This window comes from Streptomyces sp. SAJ15 (assembly GCF_007595705.1).
Lineage (GTDB): Bacteria > Actinomycetota > Actinomycetes > Streptomycetales > Streptomycetaceae > Streptomyces.
Window position 1 is genome coordinate 766,919 of the sequence record NZ_NISY01000001.1, and the last position, 17,125, is coordinate 784,043.

At 70.8% G+C, this 17,125-nt stretch carries 16 protein-coding genes; 8 read left to right on the top strand and 8 right to left on the bottom strand.

Going from position 1 to position 17,125, the window contains the following annotated elements; genetic code table 11:
- Positions 1–123: 123 nt before the first annotated feature.
- The 3 genes from mctP to CD790_RS03370 all read right to left on the bottom strand — a co-directional run bounded on the left by mctP (position 124) and on the right by CD790_RS03370 (position 2,997).
- On the bottom strand, positions 124–1,755 hold the full coding sequence (gene mctP / locus CD790_RS03360) for a monocarboxylate uptake permease MctP (RefSeq protein ID WP_144381433.1): 1,632 nt from the start codon (positions 1,753–1,755) through the stop codon (positions 124–126).
- Positions 1,752–2,033 (bottom strand): DUF3311 domain-containing protein, encoded by a 282-nt coding sequence (locus CD790_RS03365; RefSeq protein WP_144381434.1) that lies wholly within the window; start codon positions 2,031–2,033, stop codon positions 1,752–1,754. The genes mctP and CD790_RS03365 overlap by 4 nt, the downstream gene beginning before the upstream one ends.
- Positions 2,034–2,226: 193 nt before the next feature.
- Positions 2,227–2,997 carry a GntR family transcriptional regulator gene (locus CD790_RS03370; protein ID WP_144381435.1) on the bottom strand — a complete coding sequence of 257 codons (771 nt, stop codon included), beginning with the start codon at positions 2,995–2,997 and terminating at the stop codon, positions 2,227–2,229.
- Positions 2,998–3,237: 240 nt separating this feature from the next.
- On the opposite strand from CD790_RS03370, the gene CD790_RS03375 reads away from it, so the two are divergent.
- The 5 genes from CD790_RS03375 to CD790_RS03395 are packed head-to-tail and all read left to right on the top strand — an operon-like array spanning position 3,238 to position 9,040.
- Positions 3,238–4,512, top strand: coding sequence for an extracellular solute-binding protein (locus CD790_RS03375; RefSeq protein WP_144381436.1), 1,275 nt, complete (start codon positions 3,238–3,240; stop codon positions 4,510–4,512).
- A 4-nt stretch (positions 4,513–4,516) separates the two neighbouring features.
- On the top strand, positions 4,517–5,512 hold the full coding sequence (locus CD790_RS03380; RefSeq protein WP_144381437.1) for a carbohydrate ABC transporter permease: 996 nt from the start codon (positions 4,517–4,519) through the stop codon (positions 5,510–5,512).
- The gene (locus tag CD790_RS03385) at positions 5,509–6,339 is read left to right on the top strand and encodes a carbohydrate ABC transporter permease (protein WP_144381438.1); all 831 of its coding nucleotides are present in this window, start codon (positions 5,509–5,511) and stop codon (positions 6,337–6,339) included. Before CD790_RS03380 ends, CD790_RS03385 begins: the two co-directional genes overlap by 4 nt.
- 9 nt (positions 6,340–6,348) lie before the next feature.
- Complete coding sequence (locus CD790_RS03390; RefSeq protein WP_144381439.1) at positions 6,349–7,908, top strand: glycoside hydrolase family 3 protein; 1,560 nt, start codon at positions 6,349–6,351, stop codon at positions 7,906–7,908.
- 58 nt (positions 7,909–7,966) lie between these two features.
- Positions 7,967–9,040, top strand: a complete 1,074-nt coding sequence (locus CD790_RS03395) for an SIS domain-containing protein (RefSeq protein ID WP_399216883.1) — start codon at positions 7,967–7,969, stop codon at positions 9,038–9,040.
- Between the two features lie 60 nt (positions 9,041–9,100).
- On the opposite strand, the gene CD790_RS03400 is transcribed toward CD790_RS03395, so the two are convergent.
- The gene (locus CD790_RS03400) at positions 9,101–9,862 is read right to left on the bottom strand and encodes an SDR family oxidoreductase (RefSeq protein WP_144381441.1); all 762 of its coding nucleotides are present in this window, start codon (positions 9,860–9,862) and stop codon (positions 9,101–9,103) included.
- A gap of 82 nt (positions 9,863–9,944) precedes the next feature.
- Here CD790_RS03400 and CD790_RS03405 point away from each other — a divergent pair, with 82 nt between their 5' ends.
- Together CD790_RS03405 and CD790_RS03410 are read left to right on the top strand one after the other, a co-directional pair.
- Complete coding sequence (locus tag CD790_RS03405; protein WP_144381442.1) at positions 9,945–10,667, top strand: TetR/AcrR family transcriptional regulator; 723 nt, start codon at positions 9,945–9,947, stop codon at positions 10,665–10,667.
- Between the two features lie 496 nt (positions 10,668–11,163).
- Entirely contained in the window at positions 11,164–12,633 is a 1,470-nt protein-coding gene (locus tag CD790_RS03410; protein WP_144381886.1) for a sensor histidine kinase, read from the top strand.
- Positions 12,634–13,029: 396 nt separating this feature from the next.
- Here the strand turns inward: CD790_RS03410 and CD790_RS03415 are convergent, their stop codons facing one another.
- Together CD790_RS03415 and CD790_RS03420 are read right to left on the bottom strand one after the other, a co-directional pair.
- Positions 13,030–13,287 (bottom strand): WhiB family transcriptional regulator, encoded by a 258-nt coding sequence (locus CD790_RS03415; protein WP_003953983.1) that lies wholly within the window; start codon positions 13,285–13,287, stop codon positions 13,030–13,032.
- A 315-nt stretch (positions 13,288–13,602) separates the two neighbouring features.
- Positions 13,603–14,571, bottom strand: a complete 969-nt coding sequence (locus CD790_RS03420) for a diacylglycerol kinase family protein (RefSeq protein WP_144381443.1) — start codon at positions 14,569–14,571, stop codon at positions 13,603–13,605.
- A gap of 150 nt (positions 14,572–14,721) precedes the next feature.
- Between CD790_RS03420 and CD790_RS03425 the strand changes: the two genes are divergently transcribed.
- Positions 14,722–15,258, top strand: coding sequence for a hypothetical protein (locus tag CD790_RS03425; RefSeq protein ID WP_144381887.1), 537 nt, complete (start codon positions 14,722–14,724; stop codon positions 15,256–15,258).
- Between the two features lie 117 nt (positions 15,259–15,375).
- Here the strand turns inward: CD790_RS03425 and CD790_RS03430 are convergent, their stop codons facing one another.
- The gene (locus CD790_RS03430) at positions 15,376–16,287 is read right to left on the bottom strand and encodes an RNA polymerase sigma factor SigF (protein WP_260867294.1); all 912 of its coding nucleotides are present in this window, start codon (positions 16,285–16,287) and stop codon (positions 15,376–15,378) included.
- 16 nt (positions 16,288–16,303) lie between these two features.
- Complete coding sequence (locus CD790_RS03435; RefSeq protein WP_144381444.1) at positions 16,304–16,717, bottom strand: anti-sigma regulatory factor; 414 nt, start codon at positions 16,715–16,717, stop codon at positions 16,304–16,306.
- Positions 16,718–17,125 lie beyond the last annotated feature (408 nt).

Below are 17,125 nucleotides of genomic sequence, written 5' to 3' on the forward strand. Positions count from 1 at the left end.
GGCGAACGGTGACGGGGACGGGGACGAACGGGGACGAACGGCGACGGGGGCGGTGGCGCCGTGTGGGCCGGGCCGACGGCGGGGAGGGGCCGGCCCGGCCCACACGGACGGAGTGAGACGGGGTCAGTGCCCGCCGGGGGCGCCCGCCGTCGCCGGCGGCAGCTCGGCGGCGACGCCCGGGTCGCCCACGTCCGCCGTGTAGTCCTCGGGCGAGGTCTCGTCCACGCCCTGGGGCGCCTTCAGCGCCCGCAGCACCAGGGTCAGGGCGACGGTGACGACGACATTGAGGACGAAGGCGGTGAGACCGATGTAGCCGATCTCGCCGATGCCCGGAATCTCCTTCTGGCTGCCGCCGAAGTGCTTCTGGGTGGGGCTGGCCACGCCGTACGCCGCGACCGTGCCGTAGACCATGCCGACCGCCCAGCCGGCCAGCAGCGCCCAGCGGTGGAACCAGCGTGTGAACAGACCGCCCACCAGCGCCGGGAAGGTCTGCAGGATCCAGATGCCGCCCAGCAGCTGGAAGTTGATCGCGACGGTCTTGTCCATGGTGAGGACGAAGGCCAGCGCGCCCACCTTCACCAGCAGCGACACCAGCTTGGAGACCTTGGTCTCCTGCGCGGGCGTGGCGTCCGGCCGCAGGAAGTCCTTGTAGATGTTGCGGGTGAAGAGGTTGGCCGCGGCGATCGACATGATCGCCGCCGGGACCAGCGCACCGATGCCGATCGCGGCGAAGGCCACTCCCGCGAACCAGTCCGGGAACATGTCCTCGAACAGCTGCGGGATGGCCAGCTGCGCGTTGTCCACCTTCACGCCCGCCGCGATCGCCATGAACCCGAGCAGCGCCAACAGCCCCAGCATCAGCGAGTACAGCGGCAGGATGGTGGTGTTCCGGCGGATCACCTCGCGGCTGCGGCTGGAGAGCGTCGCGGTGATCGAGTGCGGATACATGAACAGCGCCAGCGCCGAGCCGAGCGCCAGGGTGGCGTAGGCCCACTGCGAGGCGTCCCCCGGGGCCAGCGCGCCGCGTGGCTTCCCGGCGTCGTTGGTCTCGGAGAGGGCGTCACCGGCCTTGGCGAAGATGTCGTCGAAGCCGCCGAGCTTGATCGGGATGTAGATGATCGCCACCGCGATGACGAGGTAGATCAGGGCGTCCTTGACGAAGGCGATGAGCGCGGGGGCGCGCAGCCCCGAGGAGTAGGTGTACGCGGCGAGCACGCCGAAGGCGATGAGCAGCGGCAGGTCCTTGATGAACCAGTTGGTGTTCTCCCCGCCGCCGACCCCCATCACGTCCAGCACCGCCTGGATGCCGACGAGCTGGAGCGCGATGTACGGCATGGTGGCCAGCAGGCCGGTGACCGCCACGGCCAGCGACAGCCCCTTGGAACCGAAGCGCCCGCGGACGAAGTCGGCGGTGGTGACGTATCCGTGCTTGTGCGACACCGACCACAGCCGGGGCAGGAAGGTGAAGATCAGCGGATAGACGAGAATGGTGTACGGGACGGCGAAGAAGCCGGCCGCGCCCGCCGTGTAGACCGCCGCCGGGACGGCCACGAAGGTGTAGGCGGTGTAGAGGTCGCCGCCGAGCAGGAACCAGGTGATCCAGGTGCCGAAGCTGCGTCCGCCCAGGCCCCATTCGTCCAGGTTCTCGGAGTTCTCGGCGGCCCGCCAGCGCGCGGCCATGAAGCCCATGACGGTGACGCCGAGGAAGAAGAAGATGAAGACGGCGAGCGCGACGCCGTTGACGTCGTTGCTCATCGCTCCGCCCCCGCCTCACGCGCGGCCCGCGCCGCCCGCTGCTCCCGGCGGACCAGGACGTAGGCGACGGTCGTGAGCACGGCCGATATCAGCACCCACAGCATCTGGTACCAGTAGAAGAACGGGATGCCGATGAAGGACGGGTCCGTCCTGGCGTAGGAGTCGACCCACAGCATCGCGAAGAACGGCACGATCAGACAGACGCCGGCCACCACGCGCGAGGGCGTGATGACCGGTCTCTTGTCCTGTGGCCCGGATGGTCCGGTGGTGGCTGGCATGGCGGCGCTCCGTCCCGTCGACTGATCACCTGCTTAATGCGCAGGAAATCTAGGCCAGCCGTACCGTGGCCGTCACTACCTGTCCGCATATCGGTATGGCAAACCGTGCCGCCGACGGTGCGTCAACCGTGCCTGGACCAGGGGCGAGTCGGGGCGGATCGCCGCGGCTCGCGTCGGTGAGGGCGCGCCGGGGTCAGTCGCCGGGGCGCTGCAGCCGGGCCACGAACTTGTAGCGGTCGCCCCGGTAGACCGAGCGCACCCACTCCACCGGTTGGCCGTCGGTGTCCAGCGAGTGGCGGGAGAGCATCAGCATGGGCAGCCCCACGTCGGTACCCAGCAGCCCGGCCTCGCGGGGCGTGGCCAGCGAGGTCTCGATGGTCTCCTCCGCCTCCGCCAGGCGCACGTCGTACACCTCGGCGAGCGCCGTGTACAGGGAGGAGTACTTCACCAGGCTGCGCCGCAGCGCCGGGAAGCGCTTGGCGGACAGATGGGTGGTCTCGATCGCCATCGGCTCGCCGCTGGCCAGCCGCAGCCGCTCGATGCGCAGCACCCGGCCGCCCGGGGCGATGTCCAGCAGCCCGGCGAGCCGGTCGTTGGCGGTGACATAGCCGATGTCCAGCAACTGCGAGGTGGGTTCCAGGCCCTGGGCCTTCATGTCCTCCGTGTAGGAGGTCAGCTGCAGCGCCTGGGAGACCTTTGGTTTGGCGACAAACGTCCCCTTGCCCTGGATGCGCTCCAGGCGCCCCTCCACCACCAGCTCCTGCAGGGCCTGGCGCACCGTGGTGCGGGAGGTGTCGAACTCGGCGGCCAGCGTGCGCTCCGGTGGGACCGGAGTGCCCGGCGGGAGCGTCTCCGTCATCTCCAGCAAGTGCCGCTTGAGGCGGTAGTACTTGGGCACGCGGGCGGTGCGCGCCGTCCCGTTGGCGCCCGCTCCGCCCTCGGTCGTCGCCTCTTCGGTATCCATCGCGCGCCTTCCCGACTCCTGTCCTGCTGCCGTCACCGGCTCCTCCGTCCTCAGCGGCTCACATGGTGGCACGGTCCCGGGCCCAGGCGGCCTCTCAGCTCCGATGTCGTCAGATGTCGGTCCGGTAACGGACCCGACAGCGACTCTTATACACCCTTGACACCCCTAAAGGTCTAGGCCAAGCTGCGGACACTGGTCTAAACCATTAAAGACCACTTCCAGTCCTTTGAGGAGAGTGCTGTGAAGCGTGGGCTCATAGCGGCGACGGGTGTCGCGGCAATGCTGGTGAGCGTCGCGGCCTGTGGGTCCAGCGACGACAAGGACGAGAAGTCGGGGGCGGACGGCTTCAAGGGCGAGACGCTCACGCTCTGGGCCATGGACGGATCCACGCCCGAGGGCTGGACCAAGGCCGTGCAGGCCGAGTTCGAGAAGAAGACCGGCGCCAAGCTGAAGATCGAGATCCAGCAGTGGAACGGCATCCAGCAGAAGGTGACCACCGCGCTGTCGGAGTCGAGCCCGCCGGACGTCATCGAGATCGGCAACACCCACACCCCCGCCTACGCGCAGACCGGTGGCCTCGCCGAACTGGGCGACCTCAAGAAGACGATCGGGGCGGACTGGTCCGCGTCGCTCAACGAGTCCGCGGTCTACGACGGCAAGCAGTACGCCGCCCCGTGGTTCGCGGCCAGCCGGGTGGTCGTCTACAACAAGAAGGTCTGGGCGGACGCCGGGATCAAGGAGACCCCCAAGACGCGCACCGACTTCTTCAAGGCGCTGGAGACGATCGAGAAGAAGACGGACGCCGAGCCGATCTACATGCCGGGCCAGAACTGGTACTTCTTCGACGGCCTCACCATCGGCGCCGGCGCCGAGCTGGTCAAGAAGGACGGCGACACCTGGGTCTCCAATCTTGCCGACCCCAAGGTCGGCAAGGCGATGGACATCTACAAGCAGTACCAGTCCTTCAGCAAGGCGCCCAAGGACAAGGACGAGGCCACCCCGCAGCAGGCCGAGGTCTTCGCCAAGGGCAAGACCGGCGCCTTCATCGGCATGGGCTGGGAGGCGGCCACCGCCATCAAGGCCAACCCGGCCATCGAGAAGGAGATCGGCTACTTCACCATTCCGGGTGAGACCGCCGACAAGCCCGAGGGCGTCTTCCTCGGCGGCTCCAACCTCGCCGTCGCCGCCGGCAGCGAGAAGCAGGAGCTGGCCAAGGAGTTCCTGAAGATCGCTCTCTCCGACGCCTTCGAGGGCCAGCTGGCCAAGGAGGGCGGGGTGATTCCGAACAAGGAGTCGCTGCAGACCGCCCTCAAGGGCAACGCCCCGGCCGAGGCCGCCGCGCCGGCCGCCAAGAGCGGTGGCACCACCCCGCTGATCCCGGAGTGGGCCGCGGTGGAGAACCCGCCGAACCCGATCAAGACCTATATGACCGCCGTGCTGAACGGCAAGTCGCACGCGGAAGCCGCCGAGTCGGTCGAGGACGAGCTGAACAAGCGCCTCAGCCAGGAGCAGTAAAGCGATGACGAGCACGTCGGCGCAGACCGAACGGGTGGTCGCCGGTCCCCCCGCCGACGTCCGCGAGAGCGCGGGGCCGCGGCCCGGTCCCGCGCGCGGCGGACGGCGGCGACCGAGCGGCGCCGCGCCCTATCTGCTGCTCCTCCCCGCCGTGGCCGCCACCGTGGTGCTGCTGGGCTGGCCGCTGGTGAAGAACGGCATGCTGTCGTTCCAGAACCTCAATATGCGGCAGCTGATCCAGCACCTCACCGAGTGGAACGGGGGCGACAACTACCGCGAGGCGCTCACCAGCGAGGACTTCTGGCGGGTGACGGGCCGCTCGGTCGTCTTCACCGCCGTGAACGTGGTCCTGATCATGGTGCTGGGCACCCTGATCGGGCTGCTGCTCGCCCGGCTGGGCACCCGGATGCGGCTGCTGCTGTCGGTCGGCCTCGTCCTGGCCTGGGCGATGCCGGTCGTCGCGGCCACCACCGTCTACCAGTGGCTCTTCGCCCAGCGGTTCGGCGTGGTCAACTGGGTGCTGGACAGGCTCGGCTGGCACGCGATGGCGGACTACAACTGGACCGGCAGTCAGTTCTCCACCTTCTTCGTGGTGACCCTGCTGATCGTGTGGCAGTCGATCCCCTTCGTGGCGATCAACCTCTACGCCGCGACCACCACGATCCCCAAGGAGCTCTACGAGGCCGCCGCGCTGGACGGCGCCGGCACCTGGAAGAGCTTCACCTCGGTGACCTTCCCCTTCCTCAAGCCGTTCCTCTTCGCGACGACCTTCCTCGAGGTCATCTGGGTGTTCAAGTCCTTCGCCCAGGTCTTCGCGATCAACGAGGGCGGTCCGGACCGGCTCACCGAGACCCTCCCCGTCTACGCCTTCGTCGAGGGCGTCGGCAACCAGCACTACGGCATGGGCGCGGCGATCTCCGTGCTCACCATCCTGATCCTGCTGGTGCTGACCGCCTACTACCTGCGCATCGTGCTCAAGCAAGAGGAGGACGAGTCGTGAAGCGCTCCCCGCTCGGGCGGATCTGGCCCGGCGCGACGGCCGTCGTCCTCTTCGTCGTCTTCGCGTTCCCCGTCTACTGGATGTTCAACACGGCCCTCAAGCCGACGTCGGACATCGTCACCGAGGACCCGGTCTGGTTCCCGACCCACCCGACCCTCGAACACTTCAGGACGGCGGTGGACGCGCCGAACTTCTGGACCCTGGTCCAGAACTCCCTCACCGTCACCCTCGCGGCCGTGCTGCTCTCGCTGGCGATCGCCCTGCTGGCGTCCTTCGCCATCGCCCGGATGCGGTTCAGGGGGCGCCGCGGCTTCATCCTCACCTTCATGATCGCGCAGATGGCCCCCTGGGAGGTCATGGTGATCGCGATCTACATGATCGTCCGGGATGGCGACATGCTGAACAGCCTGCTGCCGCTGACCCTCTTCTACATGGTCATGGTGCTGCCCTTCACGGTGCTGACGCTGCGCGCCTATGTCGCGGCGGTGCCCAAGGAGCTGGAGGAGTCGGCGATGGTCGACGGCTGCACCCGCCCCCAGGCCTTCCTCAAGGTGATCTTCCCGCTGCTGGCCCCCGGGCTGATGGCGACCTCGCTCTTCGGCTTCATCACCGCCTGGAACGAGTTCCCCCTGGTCCTCATCCTCAACAAGCAGGCCGAGGCACAGACCCTTCCGCTGTGGCTGTCCAGGTTCCAGACCGCCTTCGGCGACGACTGGGGCGCCACCATGGCCGCGGCCTCGCTCTTCGCGATCCCGATCCTTCTCCTCTTCCTGTTCCTGCAACGCAAGGCGGTCGGCGGTCTCACCTCCGGCGCGGTGAAGGGATGACGCCACTCCATGACGACGCTCGCACACTCCACCGACACCCTCACCCGGGACGCGCTCGCCGTCCTACAGCCCGGTTTCACCGGCACCACCGCCCCCGACTGGCTGCTGCGCCGCCTCGGTGAGGGGCTGGTCTCGGTCGGGCTGTTCGGCCGCAACATCGACTCGCCTGAGCAACTGGCCGCGCTCACCGCCCGACTGCGCGTCGAACGCGACGACCTGCTGGTCGCCATCGACGAGGAGGGCGGCGACGTCACCCGACTGGAGGTGCGCACCGGCTCCTCCTTCCCGGGCAACCTCGCGCTCGGCGCGGTCGACGACACCGAGCTGACCCGCGCCGTCGCCGCCGAGCTGGGACGACGGCTCGCCGCGTGCGGCGTCAACCTCAACTGGGCCCCCTCCGCGGACGTCAACTCCAACCCCGACAACCCGGTCATCGGGGTCCGCTCCTTCGGCGCCGACCCGCACCTGGTGGCCCGACACACCGCCGCCTATGTCGAGGGCCTCCAGGGCGCGGGCGTGGCCGCCTGCGCCAAGCACTTCCCCGGCCACGGCGACACCGCCGTCGACTCCCACCACTCCCTGCCGCACATCGACGCGGACCTGGAGACCCTGGCCGAGCGCGAACTGGTGCCCTTCCGGGCCGCGGTGGCCGCCGGCACCAAGGCGGTGATGAGCGCGCACATCCTGCTGCCCGCGCTCGACCCCGAGCTGCCCGCCACCCTCAGCCCCGCCGCGCTGCACGGCCTGCTGCGCGGCCCCGTCGCCGAGGGCGGCCTCGGCTTCGACGGACTGATCGTCACCGATGGCATGGAGATGCGGGCCATCTCCGCCGTCCACGGCCTGGAGCGCGGCAGCGTGCTGGCCATCGCCGCCGGGGCCGACGCGATCTGCGTGGGCGGCGGGCTGGCCGACGAGGCCACCGTGCTCCGGCTGCGCGACGCGCTGGTGGCAGCGGTGCGCGCGGGCGAGATCTCCGAGCAGCGGCTGGCGGAGGCCGCGGCCCGGGTGCGCGCCCTGGGCCGGTGGGCGCGGCAGGCCGGCGGCCCGGGCGCGGCGGAGGGGACCGCGCTCGCCGCCGCCGACCCCGAGGTGGGGCTCGCGGCCGCCCGCCGCGCGCTGCGGGTGACCGCGGGGGCCGCCCCGTACGAGCCGCTGACCGGCCCCGCCCATGTCGCCGCCTTCACCCCGATGGCGAACATCGCGGTCGGCGACGAGACCCCCTGGGGGGTGGCCGCCGAGCTCACCCGGCTGCTGCCCGGCACCACCACCGCCACCTACGGAGAGCCCGGTGGAACGACGGCGGAACCCGGGGAGCCGTCCGCCGTGGTCGCACACGTGCTGGGCGCGGCGGCGGACCGTAGGATCGTCGCAGTGGTACGCGACGTCCACCGGCACCCCTGGATGGCGGACGCCCTGCACGGCCTGCTCGCCGCCCGGCCGGAGACGGTCGTGGTCGAGATGGGCGTGCCCCAGGCGCCGCCCGCCGGGGCCCTGCACCTCGCGACGCACGGCGCCGCCCGCGTCTGTGGACGGGCCGCGGCGGAGGTCATCGTCGGAGCCGGCGGCTGACCCGGAACGAGGGACCCGCACCCGCGCCCAGCCCGCCCAGCCACCTGGAGGCCACAGCATGTCCGCCATGACTTTGGACCAGCGCCGCGGCGAGCAGCCGGGCCGGCACATGTCCGCCGAGATGGCAGAGCAGCCCGCCGTGCTCCAGCGCATCCTCGACGAGGGCGCGCCGAGGATCCGTGAGGTCGCCGAGCGGATCGCGGCCCGGGCCCCGCGGTTCGTGCTCCTCACCGCCCGCGGGACGTCCGACAACGCGGCGCTGTACGCGAAGTACCTGCTGGAGGTGCGGCTGGGCAAGCCGTGCGGCCTCACCTCCATGTCGACCACCACCGCCTACGAGGCCCGGCAGGAGCTCACCGATGTGCTGGTGATCACGGTCAGCCAGTCCGGGGGCTCCCCGGACCTGGTGGCCTCCACCCGGGCCGCCCGGGAAGCCGGCGCGATCACCCTGGCGGTGACCAACAACGCCGACTCGCCGCTGGCCGCCGTCTCCGAGTTCCACATCGACGTCCTGGCCGGCCCGGAGAAGGCGCTGCCCGCGACCAAGACCTACACCGCCGAACTCCTGGCGCTGTACCTCTTCGTGGAGGGGCTGCGCGGCGGCGACGGCGCGGCCGCCCAGGGCCTGCCGGGCCTCGCCCGGCAGATCCTCGACCGCCAGGCCGAGGTCAGACAGCTCGCCGCCCGCTACCGCTTCGCCGAACGCATGGTGCTGACCTCCCGTGGCTACGGCTATCCCAGCGCCAAGGAGGCCGCGCTGAAGCTGATGGAGACCAGCTACATCCCGGCGCTGTCCTACTCGGGGGCCGACCTGTTGCACGGCCCGCTGGCCATGGTCGACAACATCTCCCCGGTGATCGCGATCGTCACCGAGGGCAGGGGCGGCCAGGCCCTGCAACCGGTTCTGGAGCGGCTGCGCGGCCGCGGTGCCGACCTGGTGGTGATCGGGACTCAGGCCGAGGTCGACAGGGCGTCGGCGGGCTTCGCCCTGCCCACCGCCGGCGTCGCCGAGGAGGTCCAGCCGATCCTGGAGATCCTGCCGCTCCAGATGCTGGCCTACGAGGTCACCATCGCGCGCGGCCAGGATCCGGACGCCCCCCGCGCCCTGGCGAAGGTCACCGAGACCCGCTGAAGGAGACCCGCCGAGGTCCGCCCCCGCGCCCCGCACGCGGGGGCGGACCCGCGACCGCGGTCACAGCAGCGCGCCACCGGTGGTGTCGATCCACTGGCCGGTGACCCAGCGGCTGTCGTCCGAGGCCAGGAAGGCCACCACATCGGCGATGTCACGGGGCTCGCCCACCCGGTTGAAGGGGGACATCGACGAGGCGGCCTGACGCGACCCGGCGTTCTCCTCGCCGCGCAGCCACCCCGCGTTCATGTCGGTGTCCACGACGCCGGGCGCCACCGCGTTGACCGTGATGCCGCGCTGGCCGACCTCCTTGGCGAGGTGCGCGGTGAAGACGTCGAGCGCGCCCTTGGTCATCGAGTACGAGATGAGCTCGGGCATCGCGGCGCCATGGGTCAGGCCGGTCGACACATTGACGATGCGCCCGCCGTCCCGCAGCCGGCCCAGCCCCTGCTGGGTCACGAAGAACGGCGACCTGGTGTTGACCGCGAAGACCCGGTCGAAGTCCGCCTCCGAGAGCCCGGTGATGGACTCCCGCACGCCGTCGATCCCGGCGTTGTTCACCAGGATGTCCAGCCCCTCGGCGTGGGCGTCGAAGGCGGCCCACAGGGCCTGCGCGTCGCCCGGGACGCCCAGCTCCGCCTTGATCGCGAACGCCTCGCCGCCGGCCGCCTCGATCGCGGCGACGGTCTCCTTGGCCGACGCCTCATCCCGCCCGTAGTGCACCGCCACGCGGGCGCCGTCCCGGCCCAGTCGCTCGGCGATCGCCCGCCCGATGCCCCGGCTGCCGCCCGTGACCAGTGCCGTCTTTCCCGTGAGCGCGCCCATGGTCGCCCGCCCTCCCTTTGTGTAGTGGTCGATACAGAAAGACCGTAGCACGTTTTCTAGCGACCGCTATAGAATTGCCCTCATGGATGCCACGAACGAGCGAACGGATGAGCGAACGGGCCGGCGGGGTCGCCCCCGCTCCTTCGACCGTGACGCCGCGCTCCGGGCCGCGACCATCGAGTTCTGGGAGCGTGGCTACGAGGCGGTGTCCATCGCGGACCTCACCCGCGTGATGCACATCAAGGCGCCCAGCCTCTACGCCGCGTTCGGCGACAAGAAGACCCTCTTCGAGGAGGCCGTGGAGGCGTACGTCCAGGAGTTCGGCGGCTACCTCGCTCCGGCCCTGACGGAGGAGCCGACCGCCCGCCGCGGTGTGGCCCGGCTGCTCCGCGAGGCGGCTGCCTCGCACACCCTGCCCGGCCACCCCCGCGGCTGCATGATCATCACGGCCGCCACCAACTGCACGCCGCAGTCGGCCGAGGTCCTTCAGGGCTTGAAGGGGCGGCGGAACCACACCATCGAGCTGATCGAGCGCCGGATCCGGGCCGACGTCGCGGTCGGCGAGCTGCCCGCCGACACGGACGCGCACCTGCTCGCGGTCTACTGCGCGGCCGTGCTCCAGGGCATGTCCCAGCAGGCCCGGGACGGCGCGGCCCGGGAGACGTTGGAGGCGGTGGCCGAGCTCTCGATGCGGGCCTGGCCGCACCCGCCCGCGGCGGACGGCGCGGACCACGCGGCGCGCGCGGAGACCGCGACCGCGGGCCGGTCGAGCGCCGAGCGCCGAGCGCCGGTCGACCGGGGTTGAGCGGGGCTGACCGGGAGACCGATCGGGGCGTTGACCGGGGCTGACCGGGAGACCGATCGGGACGTTGGCCGGGGCTGACCGGGACGGATCGGGGACATCCGGGGGAGGCGGGGCGAAGGGGGAGAGGCCCGAAACGACCCGCGGGCCGCGGCGCCAGAACGGGACCCTCAACCCGCCCGGCACCGCAGCCCGGAGTTGCATCGGCCGGTCCAGTCGGCCGGCCGATCGGAGGCCCGCGGCGCAGTCAGGGCAGAGAGCGCCGGTGCCTCGATCCACCCTCCTGTGCGGGGAGGGCGGAAGTCCTGCGAAACTCAGTGTGCGCCGGGCGTCCCAACCCCTCGGTCGACTCCTCGGTCAACCCGTCGGATCCGGGGCCCATGTCTATTGCGCCGTTGAACATTCTGGACTAGACCACTCTGGTCTGTCCATGGGCTGCCAACGATTGTCCATAGAAAGAGTAAACCCCCGCCGCCGGTAGGCTCGCGGTGTGCCCTCCATGAACGACCTCGTACGCCAGCACACCGCACTCGGCGACTCCGACCTCGAATGGCTGCACCTGCTGGTCTCGGAGTGGCAGCTGCTCTCCGACCTGTCCTTCGCCGACCTCGTGCTGTGGGTCCCCACCCGGGACGGGACCCGCTACGTCTCGGTCGCGCAGATGCGTCCCAACACCGGCCCCACCTCCTACCAGGACGACATGGTCGGCCACCTCGTCCCGCGCGGGCGCCGGCCGATGCTCGACGCCGCCCTCGACGAGGGCCGGATCGTCCGCGAGGGCGATCCGGAGTGGCGGGAGGAGGTCCCGGTCCGGGTCGAGTCCATCCCGGTCCGCCGGGAGGGCCGGGTGCTCGGAGTGATCGCACGGAACACCAATCTGCTGACCGTGCGCACCCCCAGCCGGCTGGAGCTGACCTATCTCCAGAGCGCCTCCGACCTCGCCCAGATGATCGCTGCCGGATCGTTTCCCTTCCCCGACCAGCAGGTCGACATGGACGCCTCGCCGCGCGTCGGCGACGGACTGATCCGGCTCGACGCGGACGGGATCGTGCAGTACGCCAGCCCCAACGCCCTCTCCGCCTACCACCGGCTGGGCCTCGCCGCCGACCTGGTCGGCCACCACCTCGGCGAGACCACCGCCGAACTGGCCCCCGCCCGCGGCCCGGTGGACGAGGCGCTGGTCAAGCTGGCCAGCGGCTGGGCGCCGCGCGCCTTCGAGGTCGAGGCCAACGACGGGGTCATCCAACTCCGCGCCATCCCGCTCAAGCCCAAGGGCACCCACATCGGCTCCCTGGTCCTGCTGCGCGACGTCACCGAGTTGCGCCGCCGCGAGCGGGAGTTGATCACCAAGGACGCCACCATCCGGGAGATCCACCACCGGGTGAAGAACAACCTCCAGACCGTGGCCGCCCTGCTGCGGCTCCAGGCCCGCCGGATGGACTCCGAGCAGGGCCGCGAGGCGCTCAACGAGGCGGTGCGCAGGGTCGGCTCGATCGCCATCGTGCACGAGACCCTGTCCCAGAACCTGGATGAGCGGGTCGAGTTCGACGAGATCGCCGACCGGGTGTTGGCCATGGTGGCCGAGATCTCCCCCGGTCGGGTGGCGGGCCGCCGCAACGGGCGCTTCGGCATCCTCGACGCCGAGGTGGCCACCCCGCTGTCCATGGTCCTCACCGAGGTGCTGCAGAACGCCCTGGAGCACGGCTTCGGGCCGGGGGAGCAGGGCACCGTCGAGGTGTCGGCGGTGCGCGGCGGCACCCGCAGCGACAGCCGGCTGCGGGTCACGGTCCAGGACGACGGCCGCGGTCTGCCCGAGGGCTTCGACCCGCGCCGCACGGGCAACCTCGGGTTGCAGATCGTCCGGACGCTGGTGGAGGGCGAGCTCGGCGGGACCTTCGACATGCTCCCGGCCCCGGAGCGCGGCACCCGTGTGGTGCTCGACATTCCGGTACGGGTCCAGAAGCGCTGACCGGCGTACGCGCGTACGAGTGCTGACGCGGGGATCGTGTCCTTGACGGATCGACATGTCGACCCCCGGCGCGAACTCCCCGGCGGGCGAACCGGCCCTCGCGGCGCCGGTCCGCCGAACCGGCGCGCCGGCCCGCCGTGTCGCGAAGGGCCGCCCCACCGGGCGGCGTACGCCGTCGGCCGTATCGCCCGGGCCGACGCCCCGCGTCCCGAACGTCACCGAACCGCGTCCCGCACGTGATGTCACCGCCCGGCGTCCGAGAGGCCGACGCCCCACGTCGGGAAAAGCGCTGAGCCCCGGTCCGTACGGTTATCCGTACGTCTCCGGGGCTCAAAGCTCAGAGTGTTCTGCGCATCGGGGTACTGCGCGCTGCGGCTCGGGGGCCGAGGGGCTGCGTCAGGCGCTGGCGTTGCGCGCCCGGTTGCGGGCGGCGCGGCGCTTCATCGCACGGCGCTCATCCTCGCTGAGGCCACCCCAGACACCGGAGTCCTGGCCGGACTCCAGCGCCCACTGCAGGCACTGCTCCATCACGGGGCAGCGGCGGCAGACGGCCTTGGCTTCCTCGATCTGCAGCAGCGCAGGACCGGTGTTGCCGATGGGGAAGAACAGCTCGGGGTCTTCCTCGCGGCAAACGGCGTTGTGACGCCAGTCCATGGCTGCTCCATCTCCTCGTGTTACTGAACGTTGCTTGTGAATGTGAACGCTTTCACGAATCCCTCCGCAAGGGAAGGGCCAACAACCAGTTTGGGGCTGGTGCGGTCCCGTGGGAGAGGAGGGGGTTCGGGCTCTCAAGGGGGCTTCGTGCGGCCGTCCCGATCGCCATGAAGAGATTCGCAAACCTCGGCGGCGGATACAACCCCTTCCAGCAAGTTTTTTTTGATTCCTTGGTGTCGGTTGAGTCACAGCCGTACTTCCAGGGGGTGGAGGGCAGGCTAAACGTTCGACTAAAAGGACTTTAGGGCTTACCGCTCACACAATCACACGCAGTGCACGGCGTACGCCTGTGAACGTCACACTCGTACGCAGCCCCAGGTGGTCACCGTCCATCTGGAAGGGCAGTGGAACCTGCGATTGCAAGGTGAAGTCCGTCAGATCGTGTCCCGAGACCACATGCTTGCCGCGGGGGCCGCGCTCGGGGGTGGAGGTCACCAGCTGGGTGCCGTAGCGGGCCACCGCGGACGTCGACAGCTTGGTGAGTCCGAGCACGTCAAGGGCGGTGTCGAAGGACGCCTCCGGCGACGCGTACAGCGGGCGGTTGCCCAGGTAGGTGTACGGCGAGGTGTTACAGACTATGGACAGCACCAGCTCCTCGACCGGGTCCTCGCCCGGTCGGTTGAGCGTGATCACGCCATTTCGGCGGTGGGGCTCGCTGAGGTACTGCCGTACGACCTGTCTCACATACAGCGCGTGCGTCGACCGCTTGCCGCGCTCGCGGTGCTGTTCGACCCGGCCCACCACGCCCGCGTCGAACCCGAACCCGGCGCAGAAGGTGAACCAGCGGGCCGGCACCGCCTCGTCCCGGGTGCCCGGCGTGCCGCCGGCGAGGCCCAGGCCCACCGTGCGCTCGCTGCCGTCGCGCAGCGCGTCCAGCAGGGCGCCGGTCGCCTCGACGACGTCGTTGGGCAGCCCGAGGGCGCGCGCGAAGACGTTGGTGGAGCCGCCGGGGACCACGGCGAGGCGCGGCAGCGCGTCGGGGGCCGGGCCGTCATGGAGCAGACCGTTGACCACCTCGTTGACCGTGCCGTCGCCGCCGAGGGCCACCACGAGCTCATAGGTGCCGCTCTCGGCCGCCTGGCGGGCGAGGTCGCGGGCGTGGCCGCGGTACTCGGTGGTGGCGACGTCCAGCTTCAGATCGCTGGCGAGGGCGTGGATCAACACGTCGCGGGTGCGTGCACTGGTGGTGGTTGCTGCCGGATTGACCACGAGGAGTGCGCGCATGCGAAAAGCCTACCTACCTGCCGGTACCGGCAATCCCCCGGGGCGGCCCCCGTCCCCCGCGGTGCGGGCTACCCTGCTGAGGTGAGCAGGAAGAAGTCCGCCCCCGCGAAGTCCGCCCCCGGCAAGCCCGGCGCGGCGTCGTCCACCGCCGTGAAGACCGGCGCGAAGGCCACTGCCGCGAAGACCGCCGCGAAGACCGCTGCCGGTGGGAGCGCCTCCGGAGCCTCGGCGGCCGGCCGGGTTCCGCGTCAGGAAGCGGCCGGTACGGCCGGCGCGGACGTCGCCTCCGCCCCCAGCGGCCCGCGGCCGCGGCGGGTGACCGCGGCCGCCCTGCTCTCCGCGGTCGAGGGCGCGGTGCTCATCGGCTTCGGCGTCTATCTGCTGATCATGGGGATCATCGGCGATCCGGAGAGTCCGCAGCAGGCGGAGATGCTCGCGCTGACCGTGCTCGCCCTCGCGCTGATCCCGCTGGCCGCCGCCCGCGGGCTGTGGCGGCGCCGCAGCTGGAGCCGCGGGCCCGCCATGATCACTCAGATCATGGCGCTCCCGGTGGCCTGGACGCTGGTCCAGAACGGCGGCCTGCTCATCGCCATCGGCGTGGTGACCGCCGCGGTCGCCCTCGCCGTGCTGGCGCTGCTGATCAACCCGACGGCCACCGAGGCCCTGGGCATCGGCCCCCGGGCCTGAGGGGCCGGCCGCTCCACGCATCGGGGCCGCACGGCCCGGGGCCCCGTCGCACCTCGTTCTCCCCCGTCGCTCCGCCACGAGGATCGCTTGCCCGCGAGGATCACTCCTGCACCAGGATCACTCCTCCACGAGGAGCTTCTCCCGGAGCTGGGCCAGGGTGCGGGCCAGCAGCCGGGAGACGTGCATCTGGGAGATGCCGACCTCCTGGGCGATCTGCGACTGGGTCATGTTCCCGAAGAAGCGCAGCAGCAGGATCTTCTTCTCGCGCGGTGGCAGGTCCTCCAGCAGCGGCTTGAGGGACTCCCGGTACTCGACGCCCTCCAGGGCCTCGTCCTCCGCGCCCAGGGTGTCCGCGACCGCCGGCGACTCGTCGTCGGTGTCCGGGACGTCCAGTGACAGCGTGCTGTACGCGTTGGCCGACTCCAGGCCCTCCAGCACCTCCTCCTCGGAGATGCTCAGGTGCTCGGCCAGCTCGTGCACGGTGGGGGCGCGGCCGTGTCGCTGGGACAGCTCGGCGGTGGCGGTGGTGAGCGACAGCCGCAGCTCCTGGAGCCGGCGCGGCACCCGCACCGCCCAGCCCTTGTCGCGGAAGTGGCGCTTGATCTCGCCGACCACGGTGGGGGTCGCGTACGTGGAGAACTCCACGCCGCGGTCCGGGTCGAACCGGTCCACCGACTTGATCAGACCGATCGTGGCGACCTGGGTGAGGTCGTCCAGCGGCTCCCCGCGGTTGCGGAAGCGGCGGGCCAGGTGCTCCACCAGCGGCAGGTGCATCCGCACCAGGTGGTTGCGCAGCTCGGCGCGCTCCGCGGAGCCCTCCGGGAGTGTGCGCAGCTCGACGAAGAGGGCCCGCGCGCCGCTGCGGTCGTGCGGGTCCTGCTGCTGCCACGTCTCGTGCTGGTGCTGGTCCATGTGGTCCGCCCGCTCTGGTCGGTCGCCTGCGGCCTCCTCCTGGTCCGCGGGTTGCGGCCGGGCGGGCTGCTGCGGGATGGCCGGGGTACGCACTCCCCGCGATGATGCGGTGCTCACGGAGCCCCCCTTTCCGTCACGGCTGTCCGGGGCCGACGCCGCGCTCCTTGTACAGGCTGATGCTGACCGTGCGGTCCTCGGCGACGCTGGAGTCGACCTTGCCGGCCAGTGCGGAGAGCACCGTCCAGGCGAAGGTGTCGCGCTCGGGGGCGCGACCGTCCGTGGTCGGAGCCGAGACGGTCACCTGCAAGGCGTCGTCGATCAGGCGGAAAACGCAGCTCAGCACCGAGCCGGGCACGGCCTGCTGCAGCAGGATCGCGCAGGCCTCGTCGACGGCGATGCGCAGATCCTCGATCTCGTCGAGGGTGAAGTCCAAGCGGGCCGCGAGGCCGGCTGTCGCCGTCCGCAGCACCGACAGATAGGCACCCGCAGCGGGCAGCCGGACTTCCACGAAGTCCTGGGTCCCGGGCTCGCCTGCGATCTGGGACACCCTCACCTCCAAGGTGGCAAAGCTGGTTGAGCCGAGCTGACACGAGCGCCGACTGCGCCCCCATGGTCAAGGGATTAACGGTCGAGCGCGGCACATGGTTCGGCTGCGACGCTATCGCGATCTGCGGCCCGCTGTCGCCCGGACGGAGCAGGGCTCCCGCCGTGAGCGAGGTCGGCCCGACAGCCCGCGATGTCACTCATGGTAAGACCCTGAGTACGGAACGTGGCTAGGGGTTGTGGGTCTCAATTCGAAAGCGATGTCGTTTCGTTGATCGTTTGTTCGTCGGCGTGGAACGCGCCGCGGTTCACCGCCGGGGTTGCCTCCGCCTCCCCGTCGCCGGTCGCTCGCCGCGCACCTCCCCGCGCCGGACAGTCCGCCACGTCCCCTGATGCCGAGCGGATCATGTAA